At 62.1% G+C, this 15,787-nt stretch carries 13 protein-coding genes and 1 tRNA gene; 6 read left to right on the forward strand and 8 right to left on the reverse strand.

Translation table 11 applies throughout. The annotated features are described in order from the left end of the window. The first annotated feature begins 136 nt into the window (after positions 1–136). Positions 137–772, forward strand: coding sequence for a helix-turn-helix transcriptional regulator (locus CH305_RS01635; protein ID WP_094702280.1), 636 nt, complete (start codon positions 137–139; stop codon positions 770–772). Positions 773–1,262: 490 nt separating this feature from the next. Continuing rightward, positions 1,263–1,964, forward strand: coding sequence for a site-specific integrase (locus tag CH305_RS29335; protein ID WP_256983465.1), 702 nt, complete (start codon positions 1,263–1,265; stop codon positions 1,962–1,964). A 53-nt stretch (positions 1,965–2,017) separates the two neighbouring features. Here the strand turns inward: CH305_RS29335 and CH305_RS01645 are convergent, their stop codons facing one another. The 8 genes from CH305_RS01645 to CH305_RS01680 all read right to left on the reverse strand — a co-directional run bounded on the left by CH305_RS01645 (position 2,018) and on the right by CH305_RS01680 (position 10,230). Beyond that, complete coding sequence (locus tag CH305_RS01645) at positions 2,018–3,802, reverse strand: ATP-binding protein (protein ID WP_094702284.1); 1,785 nt, start codon at positions 3,800–3,802, stop codon at positions 2,018–2,020. A gap of 444 nt (positions 3,803–4,246) precedes the next feature. Further along, positions 4,247–4,320: transfer RNA gene (locus CH305_RS01650), tRNA-Leu, on the reverse strand. 44 nt (positions 4,321–4,364) lie between these two features. After that, a complete protein-coding gene (locus CH305_RS01655) occupies positions 4,365–5,816 on the reverse strand; it encodes a short-chain fatty acid transporter (protein ID WP_094702286.1) in 1,452 nt (483 codons plus the stop codon). 116 nt (positions 5,817–5,932) lie between these two features. Next, positions 5,933–6,877 carry a Ppx/GppA phosphatase family protein gene (locus tag CH305_RS01660; RefSeq protein WP_094616817.1) on the reverse strand — a complete coding sequence of 315 codons (945 nt, stop codon included), beginning with the start codon at positions 6,875–6,877 and terminating at the stop codon, positions 5,933–5,935. Then, positions 6,874–7,404: a DUF501 domain-containing protein gene (locus CH305_RS01665; protein ID WP_094702288.1), complete on the reverse strand. Its 531-nt coding sequence runs from the start codon at positions 7,402–7,404 to the stop codon at positions 6,874–6,876. Before CH305_RS01665 ends, CH305_RS01660 begins: the two co-directional genes overlap by 4 nt. After that, positions 7,401–7,952 (reverse strand): septum formation initiator family protein, encoded by a 552-nt coding sequence (locus tag CH305_RS01670; protein WP_256983452.1) that lies wholly within the window; start codon positions 7,950–7,952, stop codon positions 7,401–7,403. Before CH305_RS01670 ends, CH305_RS01665 begins: the two co-directional genes overlap by 4 nt. Before the next feature lie 192 nt (positions 7,953–8,144). Next, positions 8,145–9,431: a phosphopyruvate hydratase gene (gene eno, locus CH305_RS01675; protein ID WP_008718800.1), complete on the reverse strand. Its 1,287-nt coding sequence runs from the start codon at positions 9,429–9,431 to the stop codon at positions 8,145–8,147. Between the two features lie 88 nt (positions 9,432–9,519). Next, positions 9,520–10,230 (reverse strand): lytic transglycosylase domain-containing protein, encoded by a 711-nt coding sequence (locus CH305_RS01680; protein WP_373454516.1) that lies wholly within the window; start codon positions 10,228–10,230, stop codon positions 9,520–9,522. 189 nt (positions 10,231–10,419) lie between these two features. On the opposite strand from CH305_RS01680, the gene efeU reads away from it, so the two are divergent. From efeU to CH305_RS01700, 4 genes are all read left to right on the forward strand, one after another. Beyond that, on the forward strand, positions 10,420–11,301 hold the full coding sequence (gene efeU / locus CH305_RS01685) for an iron uptake transporter permease EfeU (protein WP_094702389.1): 882 nt from the start codon (positions 10,420–10,422) through the stop codon (positions 11,299–11,301). A 14-nt stretch (positions 11,302–11,315) separates the two neighbouring features. Then, a complete protein-coding gene (gene efeO, locus CH305_RS01690; protein WP_032404266.1) occupies positions 11,316–12,455 on the forward strand; it encodes an iron uptake system protein EfeO in 1,140 nt (379 codons plus the stop codon). Continuing rightward, positions 12,436–13,686, forward strand: a complete 1,251-nt coding sequence (efeB, locus tag CH305_RS01695; protein WP_094702290.1) for an iron uptake transporter deferrochelatase/peroxidase subunit — start codon at positions 12,436–12,438, stop codon at positions 13,684–13,686. The genes efeO and efeB overlap by 20 nt, the downstream gene beginning before the upstream one ends. A 369-nt stretch (positions 13,687–14,055) precedes the next feature. Next, positions 14,056–15,786, forward strand: coding sequence for a DEAD/DEAH box helicase (locus tag CH305_RS01700; protein ID WP_094702292.1), 1,731 nt, complete (start codon positions 14,056–14,058; stop codon positions 15,784–15,786). Position 15,787: the final 1 nt, after the last annotated feature.

A 15,787-nucleotide genomic window follows, 5' to 3' on the forward strand; every position in this document is an offset into this window, starting at 1 on the left:
CTTCCTTTCCGCATTTTTGTGTGATTTAGCCACAATCGCGTACTCGATCGAGTCCCGTCCATGTGGTTCCACCACAACGTAGCAATTCAGTAGCGTTGCCACAACACTTGCGCCAAATCGGCTAGACTGCGTGCTTATGACACAGGCTTGGGCTGAACAGCTAGTGGCCCGCGTCGCCGGTGAAGTCCGGCGGCTTCGAGGCAAGGACCACTCGGCAATGTCAGCGGCGAAGCTTGCGGATCGCACCGAAGAGATCGGACATGGAATCTCCCGGTCGGTGGTCGCTGATCTGGAGACAGGGCGCAAGAAGAGCATCGACGTACCGGAGCTTCTGGTTCTCGCCGCGGCCCTCGGTGTTTCGCCGGCCCAACTGGTTTTTCCTGATCTCCCCAGAGGCAAAGTAGAGGTACTCCCAGGGCTCGAACAGGAGTCCCACGATGCACTGCAATGGTTCAGCGGTGAAGCGGGGTTGATGAAGCCTTCGACCGACTGGTCGGAACGTGGGGACGAAGAACCTATGGCCGTGTGGGTCCGCGAGCAGTTCGATCCCAAGAACGATCGGGTGGGCATTGCACGCGAGTGGCTACAGGCGTTGCAGGCGATGCGGCGCGCACGCGTTCAGATGCGGAACGGCCTCTCCAAACAAGACTCGGTGGAGCACGTCGAGGCGATGAAGTTCATGTATGAGGACGCGAGACGACGCTCCGAGGAACTCTTTCGTCAGATGACCGAGCTCGACATGAACGTCGGTGATGAGGTGTTCGATGGTTAGGCAACAACTACCCCCACAGATCCGCAAAATTTCCGTGCGGGACCGAAAGTCCGGCCGACAACTCACACGCTACGAAGTCACGGTAGACACCGGCAGCAAGACGACCGTGAAGGTGGACGCAGCCGGTGTACCGCAAACGGTGACTCGCCGGACGCAGAGTCGCCGTCGATACTCGACCGAGCAAGCAGCCCGAAGCGCACTTGCGGAGACGCTCAACTCGGTGAACAATGGCCTGTACGTTCACACTTCACAATTGACAGTCGAGATGGCAGTCGACTACTGGCTCGAATCGAAACACTCTTTGAAGCCGTCCTCCCTCCATGGCCACCGAACCAATTTGCAGCCTGTGATCTCCGAGCTCGGGCATATTCCGGTTCAGAAGCTCACGAAGCCCAACGTCGAGTCCTTGGTGAGAAACCTCCGCAACGGAGGACTTCCGACAAAGCAGGGACGACCGCGGAAACCATGGTCAGCGAGGACCGTGAACTACATGCTGGGACTGATCACTGCGATCCTCCAAGATCAGATGAAGCAGGGCAATGTAATTCGGAACGTCGGTGCGATGGTCGATCGGCTTCCCGCCGAGGCTGCCGAAATGCAGACACTCTCCAAACTGGAAGTCGACAAGTTGCTCGCGCACGTGGCTCGCGAGCCGATGCAGCATGCCTGGCAGCTAGCGATGCACGGGATGCGGCGAGGCGAAATCGCCGGCCTCCGTTGGGAGGATGTCGACCTGGACAAGGGCAAACTGAATGTCGCCAACACCCGCATCGCGGTTGGCAGCGACATTATCGAGGGTCCGCCAAAGACGAAGAAGTCTCGACGGACGCTTCCCATCTCCAAACCACTCGAGGCAGCGCTACGGGCGGCACGAGCGCAGCAAGCCAGGGACAAGTTGAGCCTGGGTGAGCACTACCAGGAATCTGAGTACGTAGTACGGCTCCCCAGCGGGCAGGCCGTCCACCCGAATCTGCTGACCTTCCGGTGGAAGAAGATCCTCGAATCCGCGCAGCTCAAGCACGTCCGTCTGCACGACGCACGGCATACCTGTGCGACGCTCATGCATCTTCAGGGCATCCCGATCGTAGTAATCGCGGCCTGGCTCGGCCACTCTTCCGCTGCCTTTACGTTAAGCGTGTATACCCACTCGCAGGAAGATGCTCTGCTCGACGCGGCCAGCAGCTTCGACTAGCGTTGGTCGGAGCACCTTCCGTTCTTCGACCTTGGATCAGAACTTTCGGTTCTTTAAGAGAAGTCGATCTCCTGCTGACCGTCATCCAGGATCGTAGGTGTTACAGCTCTATACCTGACATTTTTACTTTGAGGCTTTTCACTACCAGCGATGACTACAGATTCCTCATTTCTCATTATTCGAAGCCACCGGCGGATCACTTGATCCTGGAGGCCTGTTCGATCGGCGATGTCCTTTGTAGACAATTCCATGTCAGCTAAAGTCTCCAAAATCAGACCGCGCCGGTCTGCGGGCGCACGTCGGCTAACCTGACCGACGACATTCACCGACTCTGCCGCCTTAGTACGCGATGCGATTTCGTATCGCGCCCATCTTCTTCCACCTGTTTTAAGCACGAGCTCACGGCCGACTAAGTCTTGCAACTCAGATGTCGCGACTCTAGAGTCGACTCCGGTCAAGGTCCTGTACGATTCATTGTTCAGCTCTCGACCCTGCTTGAGTGCTGCGAGCGCCACACATTGCGTGCTTGTCAGATCGGGGCTATTCAAGCTCCCAATCCAATCGATCATCTCGTCATTTAGCAAAGCGTGATTTGGGAACGTTACTTCAAACCTAGATATCTTGTTGCGGAACTGCGGAAGGCTCATATTGGCGGCACGGAGCGCATTTATCATCGCGCTAATTCCTGATCCTCGATTTTCACAAACTGTACGAGACTCCCCCGGAAGGGGAACGTCTTCTAAAATCCGAAGTAGAACCGCATTCCGTGACGACGACAACCCCTCCTCACCCAAGGTCTGCTCGCTCACAGGACCGTACAGGCCGCCAGGGTTTCTGACTACTAGCCGATCAGGGTACATCTCAATCTGAACCTGAGTCCCGTGGGACATCGGTGATAAGTCTCTGTGAATACACGCGTTTACAATCGCCTCCCTCAGGGCCGTTTCCGGGTACTCCCAGGTATCAGTCCGGCCCGCCCCTGACACAATTGACCTTCTCGACATGTTCCGCCGTAAAGCGCGCAACGCATCTCTAATCATTACGGGTATCGGACCATCGAGGGAAACGTTGTCGATAAAACGCTCACCACTTTGCGGATCGTCGCCCTTAGGAGACGGATAATGCACGAAAGTAATGTTTAGCTGTGGAAAAAACTCCTGCGGGTACTTCCCGAGACTGAGCAATCCCGCCAACGTGGGTGTTATCTGACCGTTCCGCTTGACCGTTATATGCGCACGCAGAAGTAATTGCTCGAGATCAAGATCGGCGAACGCATACGGTCGGCTGTCGCGGAGGCGTGTGGCAAACAATTGAATAAGCGATTCATCCAAGTCGTTAATAGTCGCCTGATCGACTGCGGCACCATCATCAACCGGCTGACCCCGATTAGCCAGGAGAAGCTGAATCTCGTATTGACTTAAACGTTGGTCCCCGTCATGTACTCGAACATAGCTCCCATTAGCCATTCCCGAGCTAGTAACGTAACAAGGTTTCTCCGGCGAAGGTAACTCATCTACTTCGCATACGATCAAGTCGACTCCCTCAAACGACTGAAGCTCGATATGAGACCGGAGCGGGGGCGTCATTCCGGTAGCACAAAGCGATGCGAGATCTTTCATCAGCTTGGCAGGCTTCGTGACCCCTGTAGCGGCAAACCCTGCACTCTCATCCAATCCAAGAATCAGCACCCCGCCACGCGTATTCGCGAAAGCAGACAGCGACTCTTTGCAGGATTTCGGTAAAGTCTGCGTACCCGCGAGTTTGGCCTCAACCTCGGCGACATCGTCGCCGGCCCGGCGGATGCCCGCGATCAGGTCGGTTAGCTCCTGCGAAGTCAAGACACTTCCCCTCGTATGTGGCGACGATCATGCTGATGAACATGATGATCACCTACTGACTCGACTTACCGTCAGTTTGGCCGACCGCTGGTGATCATGTTAATTAACATGATGCCCTACAACTGGCGGGCCTAGTTGCACCGACGTCAGAAACATGTCTTCAAGGTGTCACAGTTCCCGTCGCCGTTGCGCACCACCGCTAACGCCAGGATTGGCAGACACCAGACCCTCAACCGCCCACCAACTGAGCAGGAACTACGGTATCGACGCCCTTCTGTTGTATGAATTCAGGACCATCGCCCTTCACCGCGACACCTCGGCTCACGGTGAGATTCGCCGTTGAGTCCCGAAGCAGTTATTTTGAGTTGTGACATTCTGTGACACCGAGGTGCGTGTTCGAACCATGATCGAAGCGGCATAACGCTCTGACCAGTTGAAACAGAGTGCCCCCAGTCGGACTCGAACCGACACTGTGCGGATTTTAAGTCCGCTGCCTCTGCCAATTGGGCTATAGGGGCCACCGCTGAACTTTCGCTCCAGCGGTGACGATCATATCGGGCTACTACTGCGCCGGGATGACCGGCGGCACGAAGTCGAAAGTCATGCCGAGAAGCCATACGAGCAGCAGGACCACCGGGAAGTGAAAGATGAACTGCAGGAACGTGAATCCGATCAAGTCTCGCGCTCGCAGGCCTAGAACCGCCAGCAGAGGCAGCATGAAGAACGGATTGATCAGGTTCGGCAACGCCTCTGCGACGTTGTAGATCTGGACTGTCCAGCCGAGGTTCATCTGCACGTCCGTCGCCGACTGCATGACGTACGGCGCTTCGACGAGCCACTTGCCGCCGCCGGAGGGAACGAACAGCCCGAGCACGACGGTGTACACCGCAATGACCACGGCGAATCCGCCACCGCTACCGATGTCGGTGAAAAAGCTCGCGAGGTGCTCGGAGATCGTGACGCCTCCCCTGCCCTCCGCCTTGGTCAACATGGCCGCCATCGCCGCATACAGCGGAAACTGCACCAGGATCCCGGCGGTCGCGGGCACCGCCTTGCTGACCGAATCGAGGAAGCGCCGCGGGGTGCCGTGCAGCACGAGCCCGAGCATCAGGAACACCAGGAGGTACCCGTTGAGGCTGCTGACCACCGACAGCACCGGCAGCGTCAACAGCTGGGAGACAAGCCATCCCAGAGTCATCACGCCGGCGAACAGTGGCAGGATGCGGCTGTACTCGAGCCACTCACCCGGCCTGGTGCGCGGTGCCGGTTCCGCGACGGTGTCGTCGAGATCGACCTCCATGTCCGCGGCAGTCTTGATTGCGGCACCCTTGGGAGCAGACACGTGTGCGATGACGACCGTCAACACGATGATGATCGCGCACATCAGCAACGACTGCCACGTGAAAATTGTGGTTCCGAAATCGAGCACTCCGGTGACCGAAAGCAGTGTCGCCGGAAGCGATTTCGCAGTGGCCTGCAGCTGCGCAGCCGAGGACGACATTCCGAGTGCCCAGACCGCTCCGAGTCCCATGAATGCCGCAGCCCCGAGTGCTCGGTAGTCCGTTCGCAGATCGTCACGGCGCGCGATGGCACGGGCTAGTAGACCGGCGAACACCAAGCTCAAGCCCCAGTTGAGGAACGAGACCGAGCAAGACAGTAGTGCCACGAAACTGACTGCGCTGCTGGAACTCTTGGGCACTTGCGCCAGCCGAGTGATGAGCCGCGCGACCGGCGGAGAGGTGGCCACGACGTAGCCGGTGAGAACGACCATGGCCATCTGCAGGGTGAAGGCGGTCAGATCCCAGAAGCCGTTTCCGAATGCGTCGACCACATTCTGCGGAGACGACCCGTTGGCGAAGGCAGCGACCGCCACCACGACCACGCCGACGAGGGCAAAGATGTACGCATCGGGGAACCACTTTTCGGTCCCCTTGGCGAGCGCTTGCGCTACGCGGGCCAAACCTTTCTCGGCCGGTGCCTGGTCGGCCGGAGCCTGTTCGGCGGGTGACGTCATCGGTGGTCCTCACCTCGAAGGGAGCCGTGACGTGGGCCACAGCACCTGTAAGGGTTCACCGAAACATGCAGCGATGCAACCTACATCGCCGCAGACCGCATCTGCAGAATTGCAGATCAGATCTTGATGGACATTGCGATGCCGTCGAGGATGTCGTGCTCACTGACCGTCAACGAGCTCACGGCACCGCGTCGCTCGAATTCCTCGGCCAATACGCTGCACACAATTGCACCGCCGCCGATGACGTCGACCCGACCTGGATGCATGGGGCCCAACGCACTTCGCTGCGTATGCGTCATGCCGATCAGTCGCTCGCACACCTCGAAGAGCTGATCGAAGGGCACTCGCGACAGGTGCACCGCGTCTGCGTCGTACTCGGGCAGGTCCTTGGCGATGGCAGCGATGGTCGTCATCGTGCCGGCCACACCGACCCAGCTCGACGCGTCGCCGATCGACACTTCCTCGAACGCCTCCGCCAACTTCTCGCGGGCGTACTCACGCGCGCCGTTGATCTCGTCCACGGTGGGAGGATCCGAATGCAGGAATCGTTCGGTCAGACGGACACACCCAATGTTGGCAGAGAACGCAGACTTCACGCCTTTGGCGTCGCCCAGTACGAGCTCGGTAGAACCGCCGCCCAGATCGACAACCAGGAAAGGCCCTGCTGCAGAGTCGAGTTCACCGACCGCACCGGCGAAAGACAACCGCGCTTCCTCGTCACCGGTGATCACTTCGGCTTCGGCACCGGGGATGACCTTGCCGAGCACCTCGCGCACCATGGAGAAGAAGTCCTCGCGATTCGACGCATCCCGGGTGGCAGAGGTGGCCACCATCCGCACTGCGGTGGCCCCGGTCTTACGAATGATCTCCGCGTACTCGACCAATGCCACGCGGGTGCGTTCGATAGCCTCGGGCACGAACGCTCCCGTCGCGTCGACTCCCTGACCGAGTCGCACGATCCGCATCTCGCGGGCGACGTCGGCGAGGGACTTCCCGTTGTTGTCAGCGACGAGCAGGCGGATCGAGTTGGTGCCGCAATCTATTGCTGCAACCCTGGTCATGATTTCTCCGCACGTAGTTCTTCGATGGTCGGCCAATCGGCCGGAATAGCCTTGCCGCGCAACGAGTTCTCGGCGGCAAGGGCCACCGACTCGTCACCCAGCGGGTTGACGCCCGGGCCCTTGGCCAACGAATGGGCTATCAGGACGTGCAAGCATTTGACCCGATCGGGCATGCCACCACCGGTGAAATCCGTTCCGAGGGATTCGATCTCGTCGCGCTCGGCCAGGTACGACTGATGGGCGCGCAAGTAGGCAGCAGCCAATTCGGGATCGGTGCCGAGCCGCTCCGTCATCTCCCGCATGACCCCGGCCGATTCCTGCCGACTGGCCTCGGCCGTCAACCGCGGGTCGGTCAGATAGAACAGGGTGGGAAACGGCGTGCCGTCGGGCAGCTTGGGGGCGGTTTTCACCACGCCCGGCTTGCCGTCCGGAGATCGATATGCGATCTCGAGTACGCCACGCGGTTCACGTCCGAGCTGCGATGCGACCGCATCGAGATCTTCCTGCGAGACTGCCGAGGAATTCACCCGACCGGTCCTCCTTCTGATTGTGGTGCCGGCGAGGCCGGCACGGGTTCTGGCTGTACGACGGGCATCGGTGCGGACGTCGGCTCCGCTGGCTCGTTCGATCCCTGCGGCTGAACTGCGGTGTTCCAGAGGTCGGTGTACCAGGGACCCGTCGGCGCACTGTCGGCCGCGAGTTCCTCCGGTGTCTTGCCGTAGTCGCCGGGCAACTGCACCTGGTACGGCGTCTCCCCCGGCATGACGAACCGCAGGCGCTCACGCGCATCGGCCGCGATGCGGGACGGCTCGTCGAGCTGAGATTTCTGGGTCTGCAGCGCTTGTACGTCGTTCTCCAACGCTTGCCGCTCGGCCAGCACGGACTCGAGTTCGCTGCGCTGCGAGAAGTAGGTGCGTAGCGGTACTGCCAGCGTCAACGCCAGCGCGCACACCACAACGCCGAGAATGACGGCCCGTCCGGTGGACAGTCCGAGGAACGTCCGCTCGGGCATCTTGGGCCGACGAACACCGACGCGCCGGGGAGCGGCCTTGCCGCCGACCACCGCGTCGCGCACCTGCTCCGATGGTTCCGGCGGGGTGGCCGTCCGACCGGAGGCGTTCTCGTCACGAGAGACGCCCCCGGCCTTCGACCGAGTCGAAGAGGAGGAGCGGCCGCGGGGTCGGGGATCACGTCCACCTGGACTGGTCCCGGACCTTCCGCGCCGTGCCATCATTCATCTCCACTTCGTGCGATACGTACCTGCCTGCTATCCCTCGTAATTGAACCGGGGGAAAGACAACTCGCCGGCGTAACGCGCCGCGTCGCCCAGAGCTTCTTCGATACGCAGCAACTGGTTGTACTTGGCCACGCGCTCGCTCCGAGCCGGAGCACCGGTCTTGATCTGGCCGCTGCCGACGGCAACTGCCAGGTCAGCGATGGTGGTGTCCTCGGTCTCGCCGGACCGGTGGCTCATCATCGTCTTGTAACCGTTGCGGTGAGCGAGATCGACTGCGTCGAGGGTCTCGGTGAGCGTGCCGATCTGGTTGACCTTGACCAGCAGCGCGTTGGCCGCACCCTTGACGATGCCGTCTTCGAGACGCTCGGGGTTGGTGACGAACAGGTCGTCTCCGACGAGCTGAACCTTGTCGCCGATCGACTCGGTGAGTGCAACCCAGCCGTCCCAGTCGTTCTCGTCGAGCGGATCCTCGATGGAGACCAGCGGGTAGGCATCGACCAGTTCGCCGTAGAACGCCGACATCTGCTCGGCCGACTTGGTCTCACGCTCGAAGGCGTAGCCGGTACCTGCGGTGTAGAACTCGGTGGCCGCCACGTCGAGCGCGAGAGCAACGTCCTGGCCGGGCTTGAGGCCGGTCTTGCCGATGGCCTCGAGGATCAGGTCGAGAGCTGCCTTGGTGCCGGCGAGATCGGGAGCGAAGCCGCCCTCGTCGCCGAGTCCAGTGGACAGGCCCTTGGCCTTGAGCACGGACTTGAGCGCGTGGTAGACCTCGGCACCCCAGCGCAGCGACTCCTTGAACGTGGGAGCACCGATCGGCGCGATCATGAACTCCTGCACGTCGACGCCGCTGTCTGCGTGTGCGCCGCCGTTGATGATGTTCATCATCGGCACGGGGAGGATGTGTGCGTTCGGTCCGCCGAGGTAGCGGAAGAGCTCCAGGCCGGTGGACTCGGCCGCAGCCTTGGCGACAGCGAGCGAGACACCCAGCAGGGAGTTCGCGCCGAGGCGAGACTTGTCGGGCGTGCCGTCGAGATCCAGCAGAGCCTGATCGACCGTGCGCTGCTCGATGGCGTCGAGGCCGATGACCGCGGGCGCGATCTCGTCGAGCACCGCGTTGACGGCCTTCTCGACGCCCTTGCCGCCGTAGCGGTCTCCGCCGTCACGAAGCTCGACGGCCTCGTGCTCACCGGTGGATGCGCCGGAGGGGACGGCTGCGCGGGTCAACGTCCCGTCGTCCAATGCGACCTCGACCTCAACCGTGGGGTTGCCACGGGAATCGAGGATCTCGCGAGCTCCGACCTGCTCAATGATGGCCACGAATGCTTCTCCTAGTAACGGGGACCGGCGGACTGTGCCGGGTGCAAGACTAGCCGCTCTTGCGTGGTGCCCGCGATGCACGGAGTTTCTACGGCCTGGTGCCCACCGAGTACGCGGCCGCGCGATCTCGCACGTCACGCAGATACTGGCCCGAGAGGTTGTACGCCATCAACGCCGTCTCCCAGCCCTGTGCCGTCCGCAGATCGCCGCCGCGGGCGCACAGATAGCGAGCTGCCGTCAACGCCGCATCGTCGATGTTGTCCGGATCTGCGATGCCGTCGCCGTTGGCGTCGACACCCCATTTCTTCCACGTCTCGGGGATGAACTGCATGGGACCCATCGCACGGTCGAACTCGGCGTCACCGTCCATGACGCCGCCGTCGGTGTCGGGAATCTCGGCGACACCCGGCCCGCCGTCGAGAGGAATACCCCGGATCGGCGGTGCGACCAGCCCGTCGGGCTGCACCGAGGACCCCTGGAACGTGCCGTGTCGGCTCTCGATGTAGCCGATGCCGGCCAGTGTCGTCCACGCAATTCCGCAGTCTGCGTCCGTCTCGGTCATGATCGCGGCCGCGTGCCCGTACGACGCGAGAGCCGTCACCGAGATACCGAGCGCGTCGGTCTGAGGTTCGGCCCACACGAGCAACAGATCGGCTGTCCGGCCGGGGGCATTGAAGTCGATCAGCGGCACCTCGGTTCCCGGACCGGGCGGAATGCCCTCGGGAATCTCACGCTTCGGCTCGCTGCTGCCACATGCGGTGAGCGCAAGGAGGAGCGATGCGGTGGCGAGCACGCAGATTCGTGAGATCACCTCACCATCCTGCACACGCAAGGTAATAGAAAGCTAAAGACCCGTAAAACCCCAGTTCAACGTGCATTCGACTGGCGATGCAGGGTGTATGTTTCTGTCAACCTTCACGCATGAGGGTCGCCTACCCTTTGAGAGGGAAGGCGTACCAATGTTCATTGCAAAACAGGAGAAGTGCCCGTGTCCGTTCTCGCCGCCGCAGGATCCGCGCCGTCGATCGCCACTCAGATGTTCGGCAGCGGTCTGATCGGTCTTCGCGAGGGCCTCGAGACCGGCATCGTGGTGATGATCCTCGTTGCGTTCCTCGTCAAGGCCAACCGACGCGACGCGCTCAAATGGGTGTGGCTGGGCGTTGGGCTGGCCGTCGCCATGGTGGCCGCGATCTTCTTCGTCATTCACTACGGCACATCGACGGTCACCGGCCTGACCGCCGAGATCATCGCAGGTGCAGCATCGCTCGTAGCCGTGGTCATCGTGACGGCGATGGTGCTCTGGATGCGGACCGCCGCGAAGAACATCTCCGGCGAGCTGCGGGCGAACATGGAGAAAGCACTCACCGTCGGGCCTGCTGCAGTGCTGACGCTCTCGTTCTTCGCCGTCGGCCGCGAAGGTGTCGAAACCGCACTGCTCATGGTCGGCTACGCCGAGAACACGAACGGCAGCCTGTGGCCGCTGCTCGGCCTTCTGCTCGGCATCGTCGTCGCTGCCGTGCTGACGGTGTTCCTGTACTTCGGTGCCGTGCGCATCAACTTCGCCGTCTTCTTCAAGTACACCGGCATCTTCCTCATCGTGGTCGCCGCCGGAATCCTCGCCTACGGCATCCGCGCACTGCAGATCGGCGGAGTTCTGCCCGGTGGCAGCGCTGTCGCCTTCGACATCAGCGCGCACTTCGACGCCTCGAGCTGGTACGGCACCGTGCTCGGCGGCATCTTCAACTTCCGTCCCGAACCCACTGTCTTCCAAGCGATCGCATGGGTGCTCTACATCGTCGCCGTGTTGTTCCTCTTCCTCCGGCCGGTCCACGTTCCCGCGGCTCCCGAGCCCGTACTTCAGAACTCCTGAAAGGCACCACCATCATGCGTCGTTCCACCTTCGCTCTGGCCGCGGTCGCGGTTCTGCCGATAGCCCTGGCCGGATGCACCGAAAAGTCTTCCAACGAAGCCGCATCGGGCGATATCGCCGTCACCGCGACCGACTCCTCCTGCGACGTGAGCGCATCCGAAGGCACCACCGGTAACTCGACGTTCCAGATCACCAACAACGGCAGCAAGGTCACCGAGTTCTACGTCTACGGCGCGGGCGACCGCGTCATGGGTGAGGTCGAGAACATCGGACCCGGCCTGACGCGTCAGCTCATCGTCGCCCTGCCCGACCCCGGCACCTACCAAACCGCCTGCAAGGCAGGCATGGTGGGCGACGGTATCCGCGCCGATTACGTCGTCTCCGGCGACTCGGTCCGCACCGCCGACGAGAACGGCCTCCTCACCGAGGCCGCCGCCGGCTACAAGCGCTACGTCGTCAGCCAGATCGACGCGTTGCAGGACACCACGGCATCGTTCGTCACCGCCGTCAAGAGCGGCGACGTCGACGCAGCCAAGGCCCAGTTCCCCATTGCGCGTAGCTACTACGAGCGCATCGAGCCCGTGGCCGAGAGCTTCCCCGACGACCTCGACCCACGCATCGACCTGCGTGAACCGGACGTGGAGCCCGGTGCCGAGTGGACCGGATTCCACCGCATCGAGAAGGACCTGTGGTCGCAGGGGCTGCAGCCGGACACCAACGCGATGGCCGATCAACTCGAGGCCGACATCACCGAACTCGCCGACAAGATCAAGGCCGACGATTTCACCATCGACCCCATTCAGGTCGCCGGTGGCGCACAGGGATTGCTCGACGAAGTTGCCAAGACCAAGATCAGCGGTGAAGAGGACTTCTTCTCACACACCGACCTGTGGGACTTCCAAGCCAACGTCGACGGCTCCCAGGCCGCCATCGCTGCGGTGCGTCCCATCCTCGACGAGCGCAACGCCGAACTCGGTACCGCCATCGATGCCCGCTTCGCAGAACTCGACGCCGAACTGGCCAAGTACCGCAGCGGCGACGGCTTCGTCTTCTACGACACGGTGACCGAACCACAGCGCCAGGAACTCTCGAACAAGATCGACGCATTGTCCGCCGAAGTGAGCCAGGTGCAGGGTGTCGTTGCCGGACAATAAGACTGGACAATTCTCCCGACGGCGCCTGTTCGGTGCCGTCGGGACGGGGGCTGCACTCGTCGGAGTAGGAGCCATCGCTGGACACGCGACCGCCTCCGGAGCCGAGGCACCCGCTTCGGACGTCGTCGAATTTCGCGGAGACCACCAGGCCGGAATCGTCACCCCGGCACAGGATCGCATGCACTTCGTCGCCTTCGACATCACCACCGACTCACGCGACGACGTTGTTGCGCTGCTGAAGAAGTGGACCCTGATGGCCGAACGGCTCACCAAGGGCGAAGAGACGTTCGACGGCGGTGCCGTCGACGGTGGCCAGTACAACCCGCCGTCGGATACCGGCGAAGCTCTCGGTCTGACTGCGTCGTCGCTGACGCTGACGATCGGATTCGGTCCGTCGATGTTCGACCGATTCGATCTGGCCTCGAAAAGGCCTGCGTCGCTCGCCGATTTGCAACACTTCCCGGCCGACAACCTCGATCCCCGACGCTCCGGCGGCGACCTCTGCATCCAGGCCTGCGCCGACGACCCCCAGGTTGCCGTCCACGCGATCCGCAACCTCGCCCGTGTCGGCTTCGGCACAGTGTCGGTCAAGTGGTCGCAACTCGGCTTCGGTCGCACCTCGTCCACCTCGACCACCCAGGCGACCCCGCGAAACCTGTTCGGATTCAAGGACGGAACGGCCAACCTCAAGGCCGAGGACCCGTCGCTGCTCGACGAGAACGTGTGGGTCGCATCCGATGACGATCAGGAATGGATGGCAGGCGGTTCCTACCTGGTCGCCCGTCGCATCCGCATGCTCATCGAATCGTGGGACCGCACCACACTGAAGGAACAAGAGCGAGTGATCGGGCGCAGCAAGGGGTCCGGCGCGCCACTCGGCCAGAAGGACGAGTTCGACGCACTCGATTTCGAGTCACAGGGCCCCGAGGGCACCTTCATCGACAAGACCGCGCACGTGCGTCTGGCATCGAAGGAAAACCTCGGCGGCGTCCAGATCCTGCGTCGGGGATACAACTTCACCGACGGATCCGACGGCTTCGGACACCTCGACGCCGGACTGTTCTTCATCGCCTACTGCCGCGACCCACTGACCCAATTCGTGCCGATGCAATTGGCCCTGTCCCGCAAGGACGCACTGAACGAATACATCCAACACGTGGGTTCTGCGGTATTCGCCTGCCCTCCCGGCGTCGGAGAATCCGAATACTGGGGTTCGACGCTGTTCGAGTAGGTCGGTTCCCCGCGTCGCGTCAATGGACCCTTGCACACGTCTGACCCGTGCAGTGGTTCATTCACGCAATAGCCCGGTCCGCGTCAATGGCGCACTGCATACGTCCGACCGGTGCAACGGTCCATTGACGCGGGCGGGTGAGCCCTGAGTCCAGCGGAGAACACCGAACCATCTGGGTGTCAAATTTCGACGTAGGGTCATAAATTCCGTTATTTTGCAACAGCTTTCGGAATTATTTCGAGTTTGACAGAACTGTGCGGTCTGCTTATGTTCTAGCGGTTCGGATTCGTCGCCGACTGCTTCTCGAAGGGATTCATGCCCCTCCCCCAGACTGCCGATACTCAAGCGACCTACCTACTCGATCGTCACATGTTCGCCCTGTGGACCTGGTCATCCGGCACTGTCGGACCTCCCCCACCCGTCGGCGATGCCCAGACGGTCACGCTGGCAGTTCCGACTCCAGACCTTTCGGGTTTCGAGGTGTCCGACGTCGACTGCGCGTTGATAGAGCCCGATCGACTGGCTGACGTTGTCCTCGACACTTCCGGTGCCTCGGTCGATGCGTGGCGGACGCACCTGGCGGGCGGCGGTTCTGCGCTGCCTATCGCGGGGCATGTGGTTCCCGATGCCACCGGGAGAGCGGTGGCATCGGCGGAACACGCCGTCGCCGCTTTTCGCCACACGACGGCCGTCGCCGCCGAACTGCGCACAGCGCTGGTCGCAGAGATGCGGCCCTACCAGGTGCGCGGCGTGAGTTGGCTGCGTGAGACGGTGACCGCCCACGGCGGTGCGGTGCTCGCGGACGAAATGGGGCTCGGTAAGACGCTGCAGGCAATCGGCTACCTCGTCGGGCGCGCAGACGAGGGACCGCAGGTGGTGGTGAGCCCCACCTCCCTGGTCGGAAACTGGGCGCACGAGATCGCTCGGTTTGCGCCGAGCCTCTCGACCGTGACCTGGCGCGGAGGGCCACTGCCGGCGATGGACCCGAGAACGGTGATGCTCACCGGGTATCCGACGTTGCGCACGCACGGTCCACAACTCGCCGATCTTCACTGGGCCACTGCCGTATTCGACGAGGCACAGGTGCTGAAGAATCCGCGCACCCAGATCTCGAAGGCCGCGCGACTCATCCACGCCGACGCGACGATCGCGATAACCGGCACGCCCGTCGAAAATCATCTCGACGAATTCTGGGCGCTGCTCAACCTCGTCGCACCGCACGTGTTCGGGAACAAGACTCAGTTCCGCCGTCGCTTCATCAAGCCGATAACGGACGGTTCCGGCGCCGCCGCCATTCGGCTACGGGCAGCGATCGAACCGGTTGTGTTGATGCGAAAGAAGTCTCAGGTCGCCGCATCACTTCCACCGAAGATCCATGCAGACCTGATCTGCGACCTCACCGAGGAACAGCAGCGGTTGTACGACCGCGTCCTGGATCAGGCGATCGACGACGGATTCGGCGATGGCGTGCAACGCCAGGCCCGGGTGCTGGCGGCTCTGACCGCACTGAAGCACGTCTGCAATCACCCGGCACTGGTCACGGGCGACTCCGACGATCTGTCGGGGCGTTCGGGGAAGCTCGACCTCTGCACCGACATCGTGGCCAACAACCTCGAAACCGATTCGCCGACAATCATCTTCACCCAGTATCGCAGGACCGGCGAGCTTCTCGCGCGACACTTCGGCGAGCAGTTCCGAGTGTCGGTGCCGTTCTTTCACGGTGGCCTGAATCAGGAGCAACGGGCAGATATCGTTCGACGTTTCCAGTCCGACGACGGCCCTACCGTACTGGTGCTGAGCCTGAAAGCCGGCGGCACCGGACTCACCCTGACTCGCGCAGCCGACGTCGTCCACTTCGACCGATGGTGGAACCCAGCCGTCGAGGCGCAGGCCTCGGATCGAGTCCATCGGATCGGGCAGACCCGCACGGTCACCATCACCACCCTCACCACCGACACCACCATCGAGGAGCACATCGCGGCCATGCATTCACGAAAGTCGACACTGTCCGACGTCGCCGATACGTCGGGTGTAGCCGAGCTGGCGAAGTTGGACGACGACCGCCTCGTCGACACGCTGCGCCGCAAGCGAAGCCGCTGAC

Origin of the sequence: Rhodococcus sp. 15-649-2-2, assembly GCF_002258645.1 — a bacterium.
Classification (GTDB): domain Bacteria; phylum Actinomycetota; class Actinomycetes; order Mycobacteriales; family Mycobacteriaceae; genus Rhodococcoides.